This window comes from Proteus alimentorum (assembly GCF_002607735.1).
Taxonomy (GTDB): Bacteria; Pseudomonadota; Gammaproteobacteria; order Enterobacterales; family Enterobacteriaceae; genus Proteus; species Proteus alimentorum.
Map to the genome: position 1 here is coordinate 81,796 of NZ_NBVR01000043.1, position 17,698 is coordinate 99,493.

The 17,698-nt window shown below is 37.2% G+C and carries 15 protein-coding genes; 8 read left to right on the top strand and 7 right to left on the bottom strand.

Annotated elements, in window-relative coordinates; translation table 11 throughout:
• Window positions 1-465 precede the first annotated feature (465 nt).
• The 6 genes from B6258_RS17025 to B6258_RS17050 all read left to right on the top strand — a co-directional run bounded on the left by B6258_RS17025 (window position 466) and on the right by B6258_RS17050 (window position 6,269).
• On the top strand, window positions 466-1,005 hold the full coding sequence (locus B6258_RS17025; RefSeq protein WP_099076279.1) for a fimbrial protein: 540 nt from the start codon (window positions 466-468) through the stop codon (window positions 1,003-1,005).
• Between the two features lie 98 nt (window positions 1,006-1,103).
• Window positions 1,104-1,784, top strand: a complete 681-nt coding sequence (locus tag B6258_RS17030; RefSeq protein ID WP_099076318.1) for a fimbrial biogenesis chaperone — start codon at window positions 1,104-1,106, stop codon at window positions 1,782-1,784.
• A gap of 36 nt (window positions 1,785-1,820) precedes the next feature.
• Window positions 1,821-4,340: a fimbria/pilus outer membrane usher protein gene (locus B6258_RS17035; protein WP_099076280.1), complete on the top strand. Its 2,520-nt coding sequence runs from the start codon at window positions 1,821-1,823 to the stop codon at window positions 4,338-4,340.
• Window positions 4,340-4,858: a fimbrial protein gene (locus B6258_RS17040; RefSeq protein ID WP_099076281.1), complete on the top strand. Its 519-nt coding sequence runs from the start codon at window positions 4,340-4,342 to the stop codon at window positions 4,856-4,858. Before B6258_RS17035 ends, B6258_RS17040 begins: the two co-directional genes overlap by 1 nt.
• Window positions 4,858-5,931 (top strand): fimbrial protein, encoded by a 1,074-nt coding sequence (locus tag B6258_RS17045; protein ID WP_099076282.1) that lies wholly within the window; start codon window positions 4,858-4,860, stop codon window positions 5,929-5,931. Before B6258_RS17040 ends, B6258_RS17045 begins: the two co-directional genes overlap by 1 nt.
• A 26-nt stretch (window positions 5,932-5,957) precedes the next feature.
• Window positions 5,958-6,269, top strand: coding sequence for a helix-turn-helix domain-containing protein (locus tag B6258_RS17050; protein WP_099076283.1), 312 nt, complete (start codon window positions 5,958-5,960; stop codon window positions 6,267-6,269).
• Window positions 6,270-6,398: 129 nt separating this feature from the next.
• On the opposite strand, the gene potD is transcribed toward B6258_RS17050, so the two are convergent.
• The 6 genes from potD to B6258_RS17080 all read right to left on the bottom strand — a co-directional run bounded on the left by potD (window position 6,399) and on the right by B6258_RS17080 (window position 13,615).
• A complete protein-coding gene (gene potD, locus B6258_RS17055; RefSeq protein ID WP_099076284.1) occupies window positions 6,399-7,442 on the bottom strand; it encodes a spermidine/putrescine ABC transporter substrate-binding protein PotD in 1,044 nt (347 codons plus the stop codon).
• A 112-nt stretch (window positions 7,443-7,554) separates the two neighbouring features.
• Window positions 7,555-8,334: a spermidine/putrescine ABC transporter permease PotC gene (gene potC, locus B6258_RS17060; protein ID WP_099076285.1), complete on the bottom strand. Its 780-nt coding sequence runs from the start codon at window positions 8,332-8,334 to the stop codon at window positions 7,555-7,557.
• Complete coding sequence (gene potB / locus B6258_RS17065; RefSeq protein WP_099076286.1) at window positions 8,331-9,191, bottom strand: spermidine/putrescine ABC transporter permease PotB; 861 nt, start codon at window positions 9,189-9,191, stop codon at window positions 8,331-8,333. Before potB ends, potC begins: the two co-directional genes overlap by 4 nt.
• Window positions 9,175-10,290, bottom strand: a complete 1,116-nt coding sequence (potA, locus tag B6258_RS17070; RefSeq protein ID WP_098941766.1) for a spermidine/putrescine ABC transporter ATP-binding protein PotA — start codon at window positions 10,288-10,290, stop codon at window positions 9,175-9,177. Before potA ends, potB begins: the two co-directional genes overlap by 17 nt.
• 505 nt (window positions 10,291-10,795) lie before the next feature.
• Window positions 10,796-12,082, bottom strand: coding sequence for a S8 family peptidase (locus B6258_RS17075; RefSeq protein WP_099076287.1), 1,287 nt, complete (start codon window positions 12,080-12,082; stop codon window positions 10,796-10,798).
• A 177-nt stretch (window positions 12,083-12,259) separates the two neighbouring features.
• The gene (locus B6258_RS17080; protein ID WP_099076288.1) at window positions 12,260-13,615 is read right to left on the bottom strand and encodes an ATP-binding protein; all 1,356 of its coding nucleotides are present in this window, start codon (window positions 13,613-13,615) and stop codon (window positions 12,260-12,262) included.
• A gap of 478 nt (window positions 13,616-14,093) precedes the next feature.
• Here B6258_RS17080 and dusA point away from each other — a divergent pair, with 478 nt between their 5' ends.
• Window positions 14,094-15,065: a tRNA dihydrouridine(20/20a) synthase DusA gene (dusA, locus tag B6258_RS17085; protein ID WP_099076289.1), complete on the top strand. Its 972-nt coding sequence runs from the start codon at window positions 14,094-14,096 to the stop codon at window positions 15,063-15,065.
• A 69-nt stretch (window positions 15,066-15,134) separates the two neighbouring features.
• Here the strand turns inward: dusA and B6258_RS17090 are convergent, their stop codons facing one another.
• On the bottom strand, window positions 15,135-16,118 hold the full coding sequence (locus B6258_RS17090; RefSeq protein WP_099076290.1) for a quinone oxidoreductase: 984 nt from the start codon (window positions 16,116-16,118) through the stop codon (window positions 15,135-15,137).
• 155 nt (window positions 16,119-16,273) lie between these two features.
• On the opposite strand from B6258_RS17090, the gene dnaB reads away from it, so the two are divergent.
• The gene (gene dnaB, locus B6258_RS17095; protein ID WP_099076291.1) at window positions 16,274-17,683 is read left to right on the top strand and encodes a replicative DNA helicase; all 1,410 of its coding nucleotides are present in this window, start codon (window positions 16,274-16,276) and stop codon (window positions 17,681-17,683) included.
• The last annotated feature ends 15 nt before the right edge of the window (window positions 17,684-17,698 follow it).

Sequence of the window (17,698 nt, forward strand, 5' to 3'; positions counted from 1 at the left end):
TGTTATACGTATAAACACCCTATCTATTTTAGAAACTCTTTATTTGACCGATAAAAAATATAATAAATATCAATAAGATAAACTAAAAATCAACATACATTATATAATCTTATGTATTTTTCTATTTTTTAACATTAAATCCCACCTATAGTTAATAGATTATCAGTAGGTTTTAGCTATCAAACCTATCAAAAATGATCATTTTAAACGATTTCTATAATTTTTTTAGCCCATCTATAATTTTTGTAAATTTGACTTAAGTGTGAGAGGTATTTTACCTCTGCGTAATTAAAAATTAATCTATCCATTCTTACCTTAATAAGTGTATTAATAATTCTAATTACGCTTCTCAAACATATTTTAATCACTGTTTCTTCATTTATATAGAAATGATAAGCAGAGTTAAATATAGCTAGTTTATTAAGCTAAAAACAAAGATATATATTGAAAATATAGGAACAATGAATGAAAAAGTTATTATTGTCTGCAATTATTACTTCAACAATCGCAGTAATGGCTGCACCCGCACTAGCTGCAACTACTACTACCGTAAATGGCGGTTCTGTTAATTTCGAAGGTTCTGTTGTTAATGCAGCTTGTGGCGTTGATAGTAGCTCATCAAACCAAACTGTTCGCTTAGGTCAATTCCGTGTTGCTGAATTCACTGCGAAAGGTGATGAAACAGGCCGTATTCCTTTTAGTATCAAATTAAATAATTGTGATACTACAGTATCGGCTAATGCTGCAATTACTTTCAACGGTACAGCTTCAAGCGGTGATGCAAATGCGTTTGCATTACAAGGTGCTGATGCAGCAAAAAATATTGCCTTAAAAATCACAGATTCTACCAGTGCAATTGTTGCACCAAACCAAGCTTCAACAACTCAAAAACTGATTGATGGTGAAAACCAATTAAATTACAACGCTTCCCTTATTTCAACTGAAGATGCTGTTAAGGCAGGTAGCGCAAACGTTACCACAAACTTTATGGTGACTTACTCTTAATTGCTTTATGACTTTTGATTGATGTCTTATTGCCAAGGACGGCATATTTTTCTATCAAAATGTTATTGCGATATCTTTATTACTTGATAATTTTTATTATGAAAAAGACTCTTATTTTCCTTATTACGTTTTTATTTCCGTTATTTTCTTACTCTAGTGGCGTTTCATTAGGTGCAACACGTATTATTTATAATTCCAATATTAAACAAACGAATCTTGTGGTAACAAATTCAGATAAAGAAAATAATTTCCTTATTCAGTCATGGGTTTCAGATATCGACGGAAATAAAACAACTGATTTTATTGTTACGCCTCCTTTATATATTTTAGATGCCAATAAAGAAAATGCATTAAGAATTATGTATGTCGGTAAGTCATTACCAAAAGATAAAGAAAGTTTATTTTGGATGAATGTAAAAGTTATACCTTCATTACAAGAAGGACTTGATAAAGAAAACACCATGCAAATTGCAATACAAAGTCGAATTAAATTATTTTATCGCCCAAGTATTTTACCGGCTTATAGTGAAAAAATAGCTAATGAAATCAAGTTTTTTTATCAACATGGGGAACTTATTGCCAATAATCCAACGCCTTATTATATTACGATGGTAAATCTAACTGTTACAAATAGTCCACTTCCATCAAGTATCATGCTCAATCCTTTATCTCAATTAACGTTGGGAAAAATAAATAAAAATGAAAATACAATTTCATTCCAAACAATTAATGATTACGGTGCACAGACCCCAGTATTAAAAAAAGAAATTACTCATTAATAATTACATCTGCTTTTAGCTTGTTGGTTAAAAATCATGGTTAATAAAAATACAGTTTATTTTCTTTTTTCTGGCATCATCACGATTTCATTAATATTGCCATTTCCTTTATATAGTGCAAACCGATTCAATCCTGCATTTTTATCTGACTCACCTGAAGCAGTCACTGACCTAAGTTATTTTGAAGCAGGAAACAGTATTAAACCCGGTGATTATCCTCTGGATATTATTCTTAATAATGAATACCTACGAAATGAAAGCATTCATTTTATTAGCAATAATAAAAATGTGATCCCTTGTTTAAATAAAACTTTTTTACAGTCACTAGGGATTAACATTAAGTTAATTACTGATTTTGATTTAAAATCAGAAAAAGAATGTATTGATATTTCGGATTCTATACCTGATACCAGCGTTAATTATGATATTGAAAAACAAGCATTAAAAATTCAAGTACCTCAAGCCGCATTAAATATCCAAGCACGAGGTTATATTCCACCGGAAAAATGGGATAACGGAATTACCGCAGGTTTATTAAATTACAGTTTTAGTGGTGCCAATAACTGGGGAAATTCTCATAATAATAGCTATTACCTTAATCTACGTAGCGGGATCAATATTGGCGCTTGGCGATTGAGAGATTATTCCACATGGAATTCATCAAATGGAAAGCATCAATGGGATCACATCAATACTTATCTTCAACGAAATATTGTGTCATTAAGAAGCCAATTAAAAGTTGGCGATAGTTATACCTCATCAACATTATTTGACAGCATTAATTTTCGAGGTGTTTCTTTAGAAAGTGATGACACCATGTTGCCAGATAGCCAACGAGGATTTGCACCCGTTGTAAGAGGTATTGCAAGTGGTAATGCTAAAGTTGTTATTCGACAAAATGGTTATGTCATTTACCAAACTTTTGTCTCTCCAGGCGCATTTGAAATTCGCGATCTTTATCCCACTTCAAACAGTGGTGATTTATATGTTTCGGTTGAAGAAAACGATGGAAGTAAACACGATTACATTGTGCCTTATTCTGCGGTGCCTGTTTTACAACGAGAAGGTCAAAAAAAGTTTGTTATTCAAGCGGGTGAGGTTCGCCAAGATAACCAAAATAAAAAACCACGCTTTATCCAAGGCCATCTTATTTATGGTCTGCCTTATGACAGTACCCTTTACGGTGGTGCATTAATTACCTCAGATTATCAATCTTATGCGCTAGGTGTAGGCCGGAATATGGGAACTTTAGGTGCCTTCTCAACGGATATTACCTTTGCCCATAGTCAATTGCCTGATAATTCAACTTCTGAAGGGTATTCCCTGCGCTTTCTCTATGCCAAATCATTAAACCAATTTGGAACAAATTTTCAATTATTAGGATATCGCTACTCTACTTCGGGTTTTTATACGTTAGATGAAACTCTTAATACTCGAATGTCAGGCTATCTCAATGAAAACAATCAAGAAGTACCATCAAGATACTTTAATTTGAATAATCGCAAAAAAGGTAGTCTTCAAGTGAATTTATCACAGCAACTTAGCGATTATGGCTCTGTTTTTATGACAACAAATTGGCAAAACTATTGGGAAACCAATGAAAAAAATGTGCTGTTTCAAGCTGGCTATAACGGCAATGTAAAAGGTCTCTCTTACAATATTATTTATGGATACAACCGCATAATGAATAGCGGTGAGCGCGACCAAACGCTCTCTTTGGGTATTTCGATTCCATTGCAATTATTAATGCCTTCAAGCTATCAACCCGCAAATAGCGCTTATCTTACTTATAACTATAGCCATAATGATAATGGTTATTCAGCACATAATACTGGTGTAGCAGGTACATTATTTGAAGACAACACGCTTAATTACAGTGTTCAGCAAGGCTATAGCAATCAAGGCGGAAGTTATACAGGTAATGCAGCATTAGGTTATCAAAGCCGCTATGGCAACCTTAATGTGGGTTATAACTACAATAAAGAGGTTCAACAACTGAATTATAGCGTTGCTGGAGGGATGTTACTTCACAGCGAAGGTTTAACATTAAGCCAGCCTTTAAGCTCAAATGCCATTCTCGTTGATGCTCGCAAAACCGCAGACGTACCTATCGATAATGCAACCGGGATTTATACCGACTGGCGGGGATTCGCCGTTATTCCTTATGCAACCGCTTATCGCCAAAATAAAGTCGCGCTTGATACCACTGCACTTCCTGATAATGTCGAAATTGAACAGAATATTCAGCAAGTTATCCCAACTCAAGGTGCTGTTATCAAAGTCAATTTTGAGGCTAAAACTGGATATCGTCTACTGCTAACACTGCAACGACAAGGGCGTCCACTGCCTTTTGGTGCCATTGCATCCGACAAACAAAATCACCTCTCCGGCATTATTGGTGACGATGGCTTACTTTACCTTTCAGGTGTACCAAAGTCTGGCGTATTAGATATTCGCTGGGGGAATAACACATCTGAACATTGCCAAGTTAATTATACATTACCTGAAAATCAACATGATGAACCTTTTGTAAAAATGACACAGGAGTGCCAATAATGCATAAACTCACGCTTATTTTGGCTCTACCACTCCTTTTTATAACTAAAGGGTACGCCTATGACACCTTAGTGCAAGTGCATGCACGAGTGACAGGCAACACCTGTACCGTTGAGACAAACTCAGAAAATATTACAGTGAAACTTGGTGACATTGCGACGAAAGACTTCACATCAACGGTGATGAGCCAACAACGAACACCCGTTATTCCTTTTAGTCTTAAATTAGTGGACTGTCAGCCAGAGGCCAGTGCGGTGAAAGTCAGTTTTAACGGTACGGGGGATCTCTCTGATAATACATTACTGGCGATTAATGATAATGGCGCAAAAGGTGTCGCTATTTCAATTATGGATAAAAATAAAACATCAATCTCGGTTAATGATAAAAGCCAATCTTATCCCCTGTTACCTAATCAAGATAATACCCTGCAATTTTACGCTCGCTATGTCGCCACTCAGGTGCCAGTCGGTGCAGGGCAAGCCAATGCAACCACCACATTTTTATTGGAGTACCAATAATGAAACGTACTTTATTCCCCCTTACATTACTGGTTTCCCTTGTTTTTCTTCCTATAGAAATGGCATGGGCAGTGGCAGATCCTCTTGTGGTTTCGCCGCCTCCAATGAATTTTGATGGCGCTGCGGATGGCACCCCCGCAGGCACCCCCATTACCTCAACATGGATCGGTGAAACTTCTGTTCATAATGGCTTTAAATGTGAAAATAAGTTCTTACAAAAATGTTGGGTAGAAACACTGTATGCCAATGCCTTAGGTTCAAAAATAAGTGGGATCTACTATTACGAGGGCGGAAATCGTTACCCTGTTTATTCACTGCCTGGTGTTAAAGGCATTGGCTATGCCTTTGGCCTAAAAGATAATAATGACAATGTTTCTTATGTCCCAATTGATGTAGATGGTGGCTCGGGTGCAACCATTATTTATCCAGCAGCAGGCTCTACTGTTAACCATAGTGTTGACCGCGTTTCGTTAAAAGGCAAAGTTGTGTTTGTTGTCACAGATGAACACTTAGAAACGGGTATTTATAATATTCCTTATACCGTTATCGCCAATACTTGGTCTGAATATGGTGGTGCACATAAAGGTAATAACACCTCTCTCGTTGCTATTAATCCGGTGACAATCACCATTAAAGCCAGAGGTTGTACGATCAATACGAAAAATCTCACCTATGAATTAGGCGATATCTCAATGCGAGATATGGCAACCATTGGCTCAACGTCAAAAACACAAAGTAAGCCCATTTCTGTCACTTGTGATACCAACGTTCACCTATATGCCAGCATGACCGATCAATCTACCTATTCTAATAATACAGATGTACTCACACTAACATCAGACTCTGATGCTTCGGGTATTGGGATCCAATTTCTTTTTAATGATAATCCAACCCCCGTCGTTTATGGACCTGATATCAGCGCGATTGGACAACCTAATCAACGTTTACTTCATATAACAACGTCTAATAACGAAAACTACACATTAAACCTGTCAACTCGCTATATCACGACTGGAACACTAAAACCTGGTAAAGCAAACGGGTTAGCCAGTCTGACTTTTTCTTATCAATAATGATTTGAATTTTTAAGGCTGATTAAATGATTGATAACAGCAAAACCATTAATTTTCGTATAGGACAACGAATACGTCATTTACGAAAGAAATTAAAATACTCAGGAACCCTTTTTGCTCAAGAGTTAGGAATAAGCCAACAACAACTTTCTCGTTATGAACGGGGAACAAATAGGATAAGTATTGAATTTATTTATCTGATTTCTGAAAAATTTGATGTTCATATTAGTTATTTCTTACAAAGTAATCATGCTTCAAGTATTGAACAGCGAAGAAAAACTCAGGAAAAAAATAATCGGTTAATTGCCGAAAGCTGTATTAAGAATGATATTAATTGAGCGTAGCCTATTTACGCTTTTTCTCATCACGGGCTCTCTTTTACTTCTCTTTATTTTTAATTAAATAAAAATATATTCTCTTCTGTTATAAAAAAGCCACCTTAAAAGGTGGCTTTAGCGTGAAACGCTTTAACGTCCCGCTTTTAGTTTTTGATAATAGCTTTCATACAACACTGTCGCATCACCCACATCATTTTGCCATTCGCCCTTATTGATAATCTCTTCTGTTGGATAAAGAGAATTATCTTTAGTGATCACATTTGGCAGTAACTTTTGTGCTGCTAGATTAGGTGTTGGATAACCAATGTTTTCAGCGACTTTTGCTGCAATTTCAGGGCGTAATAAGAAATCGATAAGTTTATGAGCACCTTCGACATTCTTGGCATTAGCAGGAATAGCTAAGCTATCCATCCAGAAAATGCCCCCTTCTTTTGGCCACACCATTTCAATTGGCGCTCCAGCATCGCGAGCAATAAATGCCGAGCCATTCCAAATCATCCCTAAATTAACTTCCCCTTGCATATAAGGGTTAGCAGGGTTATCTGAATTGAATGCTAATACGTTTGGCATCAGCTTTTGTAGCTCTTTATAGGCTTCTTCAATCTCTTTAGGATCGGTTGTATTACCTGAATAGCCTAATTTCAATAATGCCATTTGGAAAACTTCACGGGCATCATCAGTTAATAACAGGCTATCTTTATATTCAGGCTTCCATAAATCTGCCCATGAAGTAATGTCACTCACATCAACTTCATCGCTATTAATACCAATCGCGGTCGCCCCCCAAATGTAAGGAATGGAATAGTCGTTTTGGGGGTCGAATGATTTATGTAATAAGCTAGGGTCGAGATTATCAAAATGCGTTAATTTTGATTTATCGATTTTTTGTAGCATGCCTTCATGACTCATCTTAGAAATAAAATAAGTAGAAGGAACCACCAAGTCATAAGCCCCCTCTTTATAGGTCTTTAACTTGGTATACATGCTTTCATTGGATTCATAGGTGGAATAAATCACCTTAATCCCAGTTTCTTTTGTAAACTGTTCAAGCAGACCAGGCGGCACATACTCCGTCCAGTTGTAGAAATATAATGTCTTACCATCATCAGCCGAAGCTGTGCCGATACTTAATGCCATTACGCTGGCAGCAAGTACTGAGGACCACTTTTTCATTTATATTTCCTTCAGTGGTTGATGCGTTAATATCAAATAGGCAGCTAGCCTACCTCCAACAGATTGGTCTTCAAGACCCCAAAAAGTGCGAGAAACTCGCACTAATACATGTTTACGCTTTGCCAGTTCTGTCTCTTAAGATCAACTGACTAATTAATACTAATACTAAGGATAGACCTAAAAGGATGGTTGCGAGCGCATTCACTTCTGGCGAAACCCCCACTTTTACCATTGAATAAATTTTCAGTGGTAAAATTTCATAGCTTGGTCCCGTCACAAAAGAGGAAACTACAACGTCATCCATGGATAACGTAAAGCTGAGTAACCAACCTGAAGCCACTGCTGGCATTGCCAGAGGCATAATGATTTTACGTAAAATAGTAAATTCACCCGCCCCTAAATCTTTAGCCGCTTCCAACATTTTCACATCAAATCCACTTAATCGTGAGTACACAGTGACTACAACAAAAGGCAGACAAAATGTAATATGTGAAAATAGAAGTGACCAAAATCCTAATGAGACCCCTAGGATCATAAACAGTACAAGCAAAGAGATCGCCATTACAATATCCGGCGACATCATCACAACAAACAGCATTCCACCCACAAATTTTTTGCCACGAAAACGGTAGCGATAAAGCGCAACTGCCGCTAATGAGCCAATTAATGTCGCAAATGTCGCAGACGTGACGGCCATTATTAATGAATGCCCAGCGGCTTGAAGCAGACTGTCATTATTAAATAAAATGGCGTACCAATCTGTGGTAAATCCTTTCCAATTAATCCCGAAACGTGATGAGTTAAAAGAGTTAACTATCAGAATGATGATCGGGATATAAAGATACGCGTAAATAATGGACATAAACCCACCACGCAATAACCGTCCTATCATTCTATTTCTACCTTCTTATGCAGTAGCTTCACGGCTCGGTAATACACAAACAGCATTAATCCCATCACCAATGTTAAACAAATACTTGTGGCTGCACCGAAAGGCCAGTCACGAATATTTAAGAACTGGCTCTTAATTACGTTACCAATTAATAAGTTTTTCGCGCCACCCATTAAATCAGCAACAAAGAATAAGCCCATTGCGGGTAACATCACGAGTAAACAACCTGCAATAATACCTGGCATTGTTAATGGAATAATAATACGAATAAAGGTTTGAAATTTATTAGCACCTAAATCGCGTGCTGCTTCTAAACAAGGTTTATCTAACTTTTCAATGCTGGAATATAACGGTAATACCATGAAAGGTAATAAAATATAAACCAGCCCCAGTACAACGGCTTCTGGGGTATAAATAATTCTGAGTGGCTTATCAATAAGTCCAATCCACAACAGGAATTCGTTAAAATAACCTTTAGTACTTAGGAATATCTTTAATCCATAAATACGAATAAGCGAGTTTGTCCAAAAAGGCACAATCAATAAAAACAACATTAATGGCTGTATTTTCTTAGGCATTTTTGCAAGGAAATAAGCAAAGGGATAGCCTAATAATAAACACGCTAATGTTGCGACCACCGCCATATTAATAGAATGTAGCAACACTTCTGCATACATAGGATCAAATAAGCGATTGTAGTTATCGAGTGTAAAGACCATCTCGACAAGGTTGGCATCATCACGCGTTAAAAAGCTGGTCGCAATGATCATGATATTCGGCAAGAAGACGAACACCATCAACCAACCCACAACACCTGTAATTACGATGTTTTGAAATAGTTTACGTGTTTTCTTCATCTGCCAGCACGACCTCCCAGCTTTCAACCCAAGTTACTGCAATTTTTTGGTCTAACGAGTGATCAACATCCGGATCATCTTCATTAAAGAATTCACTGACCATCACTACTTTGCCATTTTCCATTTCAACAACAGAATCTAGCGTCATGCCTTTATAGTTACGTTCACGAACATAACCAATTAGTCCAGGAAGGTTTTCAAGATCGTGAATTTCTTCAACACGGAGATCTTCAGGTCGAAGTAATACTTTGAGTTGCTGGTTTTGTGTCACGGGTAATGTGGTATAAATATCACATTCATGACCTTCAACATCAGCACGAATACGCGTTTCATCAATACGATGGAGCACACGCGCATCAAAGATATTAATTTCACCTATAAATTGCGCAACAAACAGGTTTGTTGGTTCTTCATAAATTTCACGCGGAGTGCCATCTTGCTCAATACGCCCTTCACGCATCACCACGATCCGGTCTGACATGGTCAGCGCCTCTTCTTGGTCATGAGTCACGAAAATAAAGGTGATCCCTAATTTACGTTGTAAGGCTTTTAATTCATTTTGCATCTGTTTACGTAATTTGTAATCCAGTGCAGATAATGATTCATCAAGCAATAAAACCTTTGGTTTATTCACAACAGCACGCGCAATCGCGACACGTTGTTGTTGTCCACCAGAAAGGTGTGCAGGACGGCGTTGTGCGAAATCTTCAAGTTGCACCATACGCAAGGCTTCTTCAACGCGAATATTGATCTCATCAGCAGGTGTTTTTTGCATACGAAGACCAAATGCGACGTTTTCAAAAACAGTCATATGTGGGAAAAGCGCGTAACTTTGAAAAACCGTATTTACAAAGCGTTGTTCCGCTGGGATATCCGTAATATCTTGCCCATCGAGGATAATTTGCCCATCGTCAACGTCTTCTAAACCCGCGATTAAACGCAAAACCGTCGTCTTACCACAGCCCGAAGGACCAAGGATGGTTAAAAACTCGCCATGGTTGATAGTGAGATCGAGGCGGGAAATAATTTGTTTTCCGTCGAAACCTTTACTTAAGGATTTTAATTCGACAACTGGTGTCAGAGATGTTTTCTCAGTCATTTAAGGTAATACTCTATCCCGAAGAATAATGCAGATAGAACCGCCACTGGAAAAGACTGTGTGAGCTGCCGGAGCATTATGCTCCACAGAAGCCCAAAACCAGCGACGCCGTATGTATAGTACAAGCGGAAAATGATAAACGCAGTGGCGTGAAATTGAAAGCAAAAAGGTGCATAAACAATGAAAAACTATTCATATTTAAGTTTTTCATCATAAACCATGCTCTTTAGGGTTTATGCTAAAAATACAATAAAATCAAAATGCTATTAATTTATATAAATCGTAAAAATCGACTAAGTTTATGATTAAATAAATTTTCTCTTAGATGTTGTCTAATCGCCTTATTTTACTATAAAAACTTATTAGCCCGCTTATTTGCAACACTATTCTATGGCCATTATTTTCATCTTATTATGATAATAAAAACTTTATATATCATATAGATGAAACTTTAATAACACCTCCTAACATTTAAGAGGTGTTAAAAGAATTAATACTATTGTACTTAATGACGTTTTATGAGTTTTTTTAAATACAAAATGGCGTTATTTACATTGGGTAAAGGACCAATTTTGTCATTTAACGGTGGAAAAGTACCTGTTCTAATTAATAAGTCTCGCATTTGTATCGGGGTTAACACACTGTTTGTATGGTCTTTATACCAAGATTGGATCACAGCAACGGCTCCTGCAACTAACGCACTAGCTGACGATGTTCCACTAAAATTAGCCGTATACGTATGGTTATCATCGCTTCGAAACAGGTCACCATAACCCGCCGTTACAACATCCTCTCCCCACGCTTGTACATGAATAGGTGAACCATACGTTGAAAAAGGTAATCGATTTAATGTATAAGGCGAACCTGCACCAACACGTATTGAATTATTATCATGACGTTGTCGATAACTTTCGTAAGCAGGTAAATCCAGATCTACCCCCCCATTACCTGCGGCCATAATCACAATGATCCCAGCATCTGTTAATGCGCGAGTCGCTTCCCAAATATGCATTTCATAATCCGCAGGTACATAAGCTTGATGTTCACAAATTGTCTGCATTTCATATAAAACAATATCACCAGCATGTAATATGTTTTTACTCGCAATGATCGCATCAATACGCCCACAAGTTAATTCAGAGATGGCATAAAACATATCTAATTTATAAGCGAGTCCAGTGATCCCTTTACCATTATTTTTCCCCATAATTAAACCGGCAACGGCTGTGCCATGATCGGCCTGACTGGTTTTTTCATTAAATGGTAATAACGGTGTAATATTATCCGTTGATAAATCATAATGAGAAAGATTGAAATCCCATTCAATATCAGCGAGTTGTATTCCTTGACCATAGGCTTCTTGTTTCCATGCTTCACAAATCCCTAACCCTTTAATTTTATTAACATTCACCGTTTTTTCTGGCGTATTTAAGTATTGCTGATATTGAGTAAAGTCAGGTGTAATATTAGGAGGTTCAATAGGCTGTACAGGTACCGTTTGTACATATTCAATATCAGGGTGTTGTTGTAATACTTTAATTACTTCATCTAAAGAATAATGATTATTCTCTGGTAAATTAAGGTAATAATATTTATTTAGATCATTAAAGTTTATTGAAATAGAATCAAGATAACTCTTAGGCGGTAATTGATGAATAGATGATATTACTGGAATTAAAAGTATATTCGTTAAAAGGGAATGATGCATTTTATGGGAAGTAGAAAATGACAGTTTTTTATTATCACAATCAATATTGTTTAATTTTATAAGGATCTTTCTTTTAATGTTCATATTCAATGCTCCACTTTTTATTTTTAGCTTTATAACGTAAAATATTGGGCAGTGACTATTTCCATTTTTAATAGAGATAATATATATAGGCTATTTTATAAAAAAAATATCAAGCCTATGTTTTAACAATAGGCTTAATATTATTTGAATAATATTTATTAACTAAAATTAATCCGATCAGTTAAGCAGCTTAAACTCTAACATCACATCTTCTAAGTTATCCAAAGAAAAACCTCGATAAATAATGGTATACTTATGAAGATTCATCTTGGAAATCAAACTTTGTGCTTTTTGTATTAGCTTGTTTTCATTGTATTTACTGTGGTTTCGTTTCACTTCACCAATCAGTACAGTTTTTTCAAGATCGTTAATTGCAACGATATCGATCTCATCTTTGCCTTTGCTATTCCAATAGCCACCAATTTTATTAAACCGTTTCGATTCCGATAGAATAGCTTTAAACAACCCTTCTAACTGAATGCCTGAAAAGGTCGAAAAGTCACGTTCAATATGTGCACGGATATATTCATAGTTATTCATTTCAACAGCACTGTTATTTGAATGAATAAACTTAAACCAGAAATTCAAAAACGGGTCTTCAATGATAAAACGAGCATCTCTTGCTTGTGGTTTAGATGAAATAGGCTTTGCTTTGGTGATAACGTTGAAGTTATGTTCCAATCTTTCTAAGTGAACATCAACACCGATACCAAGGTAATTGGTGATTTCTGAGCGAGTGGTTTTACCGTTAGAAATAGCATTCAAAATATCGAAGTATTGTTGATGTTCTGAGCCAAAATCTTCAACTAAACGGTGCGTTCCTTCTTTTATAAATGGGGATGAGTCTGATATGACATAATCAAAAACAGATTTGTGGTCAATAGAATGAGACAACAACTCAAGATACTTTGGAATACCGCCACTTAGACACCACCATTCAAGTAGTTTTGAAGATGAAAAGATATTCAAATCATCCATAACTTCTTTTATATAAGAAGGTTTGAGTGCTTGAATATGAAAGAAACGATCATCTCGGTTCATTAATGGCTCATCTTTGTCTTTAAAAAGCTTTGTCATCATGTTGTACATACTGCCACAACAAACGAGGTGCATCATGGATCCATGTTTGTATTGATCCCAAAGATTCTGAATGTCAGAAAATAGTGATTCATTCACTCTTTGAATGTCTTGGAATTCATCGACAATCAATGTGATAGGGTTAGTTTTTGAATAATCGAGTAAAAATTCAAATATATCTCGCAATGATTCTGGGTTAAAGAATTTAGCACCGAGTTCATCATTGATTAGTTGTGAAAATTCTTTAACCAACATGATTTCGCTTTTTCGGCTAATGAAAAAGTATAGTTTCTTTAGTTTGTTATTTTCATTGAAAAAAGCTTCACGCAGTAGTCGTGTTTTACCTACACGTCTTTTACCTACAACTACAGATAATTGACCATGAGTTTTTTTGATGTTTTCAGTAACATTACGAAGTTCGCTTAGTTCAATTTGTCTATTGTAGAATTTTTGCATGCAGTGACCCTCTAACTAGCGATAAAGTTTAGAATGATTATACATCAAAATTCATTAAGCTAAAATTAACTAAGCTAATTTTCGTTAGTTTAACTATTTTTAGCTTAATGGTTATACCTAATTCTTCAATAGAGTGAGTTAGATCTTTTTCCCACTCATTGGCAAGAGGTTTAGTTGAAAACTTTTGTATTCTTCAAAGATTTTAACTCTTTATTCAAAGACTCTGCCTCGTGTCTTGATTTTTATTGTGAATTTTCTCCATTGATATAGAAACCATGTTCACCTCATAGTCGGTTTGAATATGAAGGTATTGGTTTCTTGTTGCTCTTAGGATGCGTATGTATAATCCTGCCAATCAGGGTTTTTCGTTTGCCCTAATTGCCCCAAAAAAGGCAAATTGCCCTTAACTATCACTGAAACCCAGTTTTAACTGTGTAGAAAATAGCTTTAAGTGATTGATAATTTAGAGAATTTATTTATGTATCCAAACTGCCGTTTTTCTGTCGCGCCCATGCTCGATTGGACTGATCGTCATTGTCGTTATTTCTTTCGTCAATTAAGTAAAAATACGCTGCTTTATACTGAAATGGTCACGACAGGCGCCATCATTCATGGTAAAGGCGACTATCTAAAATACAGCGAGGAAGAACATCCAGTCTCTTTGCAGTTAGGCGGAAGCGATCCCCAAGCTTTAGCGCAATGTGCAAAATTGGCACAAGAGCGTGGCTATGATGAAATTAATTTAAATGTGGGATGCCCTTCAGATCGCGTACAAAATGGGCGCTTTGGTGCCTGTTTAATGGGAGATGCACAACTCGTTGCAGATTGTGTGAAGGCTATGCGTGATGTGGTTGATATCCCTGTAACAGTAAAAACACGTATTGGTATTGACGAGCTGGATAGCTATGAATTTCTCTGCGATTTTATTGATACAGTTAGCCGTGATAATAACTGCGATACTTTTATTATTCATGCACGTAAAGCCTGGTTATCAGGTTTAAGTCCAAAAGAGAACCGTGAAGTTCCACCTTTAGATTATCCTCGAGTTTATCAATTAAAACGTGATTTTTCACATCTCACTATGGCGATTAATGGCGGTATTAAGTCACTAGAAGAAGCGAAGGAACACCTAAAATATATGGATGGTGTTATGGTTGGTCGTGAGGCTTATCAAAATCCCTCTATTTTGGCGCATGTTGATCATGAGCTTTTCGATAATCAGTTGCCTATTGCTGATACAGTCGCTGCGGTAAGAGCAATGTATCCTTATATTGAAAAAGAGCTCTCACAAGGTACTTATTTAGGTCATGTTACGCGTCATATGTTAGGCATTTTCCAAGGTATTCCGGGTGCGAGACAATGGCGTCGTCACTTAAGCGAAAATGCGCATAAACAAGGGGCTGATTTAACTGTTTTAGAAAATGCGCTGAAATTTGTGACTGAAAAATAATATTTATTGATGAAACTAAAAATCCATCTTATTGATAAAGATGGATTTTTTATAATTCATATTTGTTAATTACGGAATTAACAGGCTGGAACCTTGAGATTGTCTACTTTCAAGATAACGATGAGCATCTTTCGCATCGGCTAAAGCAAATTTCTGATTATCTGGCACACTGACATCAATTTTACCGCTACCAATTAACGCAAATAACGCTTCACTTGCAGCATCTAGCTCTTCACGCGTTGTGATATAACCTGAAATAGAGGGGCGTGTCACATACAGAGAACCTTTTTTATTGAGAATACCTAAATCAACACCTGTTACAGCACCTGATGCATTACCAAAACTCACCATTAAGCCACGGCGTTGCAAGCAGTCTAACGAATCAAGCCAAGTTGCTTTACCAACAGAGTCATAAACAACAGGCACTTTTTGGTTATTCGTTAGCGCCAACACACGTTCCACAATCGACTCAGTCTGATAATTAATCACTTCCCATGCACCAGCCGCTTTTGCTTTAGCCACTTTTTCATCACTGCCTGCTGTGCCAATCATTTTTGCACCAATTGCTTTCGCCCATTGGCTTGCAATTAAACCAACACCACCAGCAGCTGCGTGGAATAAGAAAGTTTCACCCGCTTGTAATTTATAGGTTTCATTGAAGAGATAATAAACCGTTAATCCTTTTAAGAAAGAGGCTGCGGCTTGTTCAAAAGAGATATTATCAGGCAGACGTGCCACTTTATTTTCTGGTACATTATGCGTGTCGCTATAAGCCCCTAGCGGAGATTGCGCATACACAACTCTGTCCCCTTCTTTTAGTGAAGTCACTTTAGCGCCTGTTTTGATAATAATGCCCGCAGCTTCAGTGCCTAATCCACTTGGAAACTGGCTTACAGGATATAATCCGCTACGTACATAAGTATCAATGTAGTTAATGCCAATTGCCTTATTGGCAACTTGAACTTCATGATCGCCAAGAGGAGCCGGTGTAAATGTTGCTAACTCAAGAACATCTGCATCGCCATGAGTTGAAAATTGAATACGTTTAGCCATTACTATCTCCTTTGTAGGATAAGAGGTTAAATAAGCGAGCGTAAAAAGACCGTTAGAGATAATGACAAAGGATAGCTATTTCTACAAGGCACAGATAATTGGGTTAGCGTATACTAATACCCTGACTGATACTTTTTCGATTTTATGCAGGATTTATGGCCAGAAACAAGACCACTGACAAGCTGATGTCTGATAGTAAAGACCGACAAATGGAGGGATTAAAGCTACCTCCCCATTCGCTGGAAGCAGAGCAGTCCGTGTTAGGCGGTCTGATGATAGATAATGAACGTTGGGATAATGTTTCTGAACGTGTCACCGCAGAAGACTTTTATAGCCGACCTCATCGTACTATTTTCTCGCAAATGCAACGTTTGTTGGAATTAGGTAAACCTATCGACCTTATTACGCTCTCAGAAGCATTAGAACAAAATGCAGAGTTAGACAGTGTAGGTGGTTTTGCCTATTTAGCTGAGCTTTCAAAAAATACGCCAAGTGCAGCGAACATCAACGCTTATGCAGATATCGTCCGAGAACGTGCTGTTGTTCGTGATATGATAAAAGTGGCTAACGAAATTGCAGATGCAGGTTTTGATCCTCAAGGACGTACCAGTGAAGATCTACTCGACTTTGCTGAATCAAGAGTGTTCCAAATTGCTGAAACAAGAGCCAATAAAGACGAAGGCCCTAAAGCAATAGATGCCATTTTAGAAGAGACGGTTGAAAAGATAGAACAGCTCTATCAAAAACCTCATGATGGTGTCACTGGGGTTTCAAGTGGTTATCAAGATCTTGATAAAAAAACCGCAGGATTACAAAAGTCAGATTTAATCATTGTTGCAGCCCGTCCTTCAATGGGTAAAACCACGTTTGCCATGAACTTATGTGAAAATGCGGCAATGACGGAAGAAAAACCCGTACTTATCTTCAGCTTAGAGATGCCCGGCAACCAAATCATGATGCGTATGTTGGCATCATTATCTCGCGTCGATCAGACAAGAATTCGTACAGGCCAGCTTGATGATGAGGATTGGGCACGTATTTCAAGTACCATGGGGATTTTGCTTGAAAAACGCAATATGTATATCGATGACTCATCGGGTTTAACACCAACAGAAGTACGTTCTCGCGCTCGTCGAATTTATCGTGAACATGGCGGTTTAAGCCTTATCATGATTGACTACTTACAGCTAATGAGAGTACCTTCATTATCTGAAAATAGAACACTAGAAATTGCTGAAATTTCTCGTTCTTTAAAAGCGTTAGCTAAAGAATTACAAGTTCCCGTGGTTGCACTATCACAGTTAAACCGTAGTTTGGAACAACGTGCTGATAAACGCCCTGTTAACTCCGACTTACGTGAATCAGGCTCTATTGAGCAAGATGCTGACCTTATCATGTTTATTTATCGTGACGAGGTTTACCACGAAAGTAGCGATTTAAAAGGGGTTGCAGAAATCATCATCGGTAAACAACGTAACGGTCCAATCGGTACAGTAAGGCTTACCTTTAACGGCCAATGGTCACGCTTTGATAACTATGCTGGCCCTGCTTACGACGATGAATAATCACTCACCTTGACT

Coding starts and splice junctions, on each gene's coding strand:
- B6258_RS17025 (WP_099076279.1), top strand. CDS start 466: ATGAAAAAGTTATTATTGTCTGCAATTATTACTTCAACAATCGCAGTA.
- B6258_RS17030 (WP_099076318.1), top strand. CDS start 1,104: ATGAAAAAGACTCTTATTTTCCTTATTACGTTTTTATTTCCGTTATTT.
- B6258_RS17035 (WP_099076280.1), top strand. CDS start 1,821: ATGGTTAATAAAAATACAGTTTATTTTCTTTTTTCTGGCATCATCACG.
- B6258_RS17040 (WP_099076281.1), top strand. CDS start 4,340: ATGCATAAACTCACGCTTATTTTGGCTCTACCACTCCTTTTTATAACT.
- B6258_RS17045 (WP_099076282.1), top strand. CDS start 4,858: ATGAAACGTACTTTATTCCCCCTTACATTACTGGTTTCCCTTGTTTTT.
- B6258_RS17050 (WP_099076283.1), top strand. CDS start 5,958: ATGATTGATAACAGCAAAACCATTAATTTTCGTATAGGACAACGAATA.
- potD (WP_099076284.1), bottom strand. CDS start 7,442: ATGAAAAAGTGGTCCTCAGTACTTGCTGCCAGCGTAATGGCATTAAGT.
- potC (WP_099076285.1), bottom strand. CDS start 8,334: ATGATAGGACGGTTATTGCGTGGTGGGTTTATGTCCATTATTTACGCG.
- potB (WP_099076286.1), bottom strand. CDS start 9,191: ATGAAGAAAACACGTAAACTATTTCAAAACATCGTAATTACAGGTGTT.
- potA (WP_098941766.1), bottom strand. CDS start 10,290: ATGACTGAGAAAACATCTCTGACACCAGTTGTCGAATTAAAATCCTTA.
- B6258_RS17075 (WP_099076287.1), bottom strand. CDS start 12,082: ATGAACATTAAAAGAAAGATCCTTATAAAATTAAACAATATTGATTGT.
- B6258_RS17080 (WP_099076288.1), bottom strand. CDS start 13,615: ATGCAAAAATTCTACAATAGACAAATTGAACTAAGCGAACTTCGTAAT.
- dusA (WP_099076289.1), top strand. CDS start 14,094: ATGTATCCAAACTGCCGTTTTTCTGTCGCGCCCATGCTCGATTGGACT.
- B6258_RS17090 (WP_099076290.1), bottom strand. CDS start 16,118: ATGGCTAAACGTATTCAATTTTCAACTCATGGCGATGCAGATGTTCTT.
- dnaB (WP_099076291.1), top strand. CDS start 16,274: ATGGCCAGAAACAAGACCACTGACAAGCTGATGTCTGATAGTAAAGAC.